Source organism: Streptomyces sp. XM83C (assembly GCF_023072675.1).
Classification (GTDB): Bacteria; Actinomycetota; Actinomycetes; order Streptomycetales; family Streptomycetaceae; genus Streptomyces; species Streptomyces thermocoprophilus.
In genome coordinates, this window is sequence record NZ_JALLGL010000708.1 from 1 (window position 1) to 249 (window position 249).

General features: G+C 65.1%; 1 pseudogene. It reads left to right on the plus strand.

The features are described 5' to 3' along the window. Positions 1 to 114 (plus strand): annotated as a pseudogene (locus MTQ10_RS31140) (IS5/IS1182 family transposase); the annotation flags it as partial. Between the last annotated feature and the right edge of the window lie 135 nt (positions 115 to 249).

The window sequence follows — 249 nt, forward strand, 5'->3', positions numbered from 1 at the left end:
TGGCTGGCCGGATGCCGAAGGCTGCACCGCCGTTACGAGCGAAAGGCCGAGCACTTCCTGGCCTTCGTCGGCATCGCCGCAGCCCTCATCGGCTACCGCCGACTCACCAACTGAAACGGCGTCTAAGAGGGCTTCTCGAAACCGAGTGTGGAGCTGGGGGTTCCGTACGGGCGTGCTGTTCAGGTGATTGTGGCCGCGCGGGGGCATGAAGGCAGGGCCTCTCGGTAGCACAGAGGGTGTCTACGCCAC